At 69.6% G+C, this 257-nt stretch carries 1 protein-coding gene; it reads right to left on the minus strand.

Annotated elements, in window-relative coordinates:
* Positions 1-257, minus strand: a 257-nt coding sequence (locus tag RYX56_RS23680) for a molybdopterin cofactor-binding domain-containing protein (RefSeq protein ID WP_317124296.1), incomplete at both ends; no start/stop codon positions are given.

A 257-nucleotide genomic window follows, 5' to 3' on the forward strand; every position in this document is an offset into this window, starting at 1 on the left:
CCCCATTGGCGGGCCGCGGCCGTGACCAAGATAGCGCGGGCCTGAGCCCCACCGAGGCGCAGATAGTCATGCGAGCCGCGGATCGAGCGCGAGCCGCCGGTCTGCTGCGACTTCCACACCATGGCGCGCGCCTTGTTGGCGCCGGGATCGATCAGTTCGTAGCGCACCTTGCTCCAGTCGCAGTCGAGGTCCTCTGCCACGAGCTGGGCAAGGCCGGTCAGGGCGCCCTGGCCCATCTCGATGCGGGCGATGCGGAT

Source organism: Alkalihalophilus lindianensis, assembly GCF_032843265.1.
Lineage (GTDB): Bacteria > Bacillota > Bacilli > Bacillales > Bacillaceae_D > Alkalihalophilus > Alkalihalophilus lindianensis.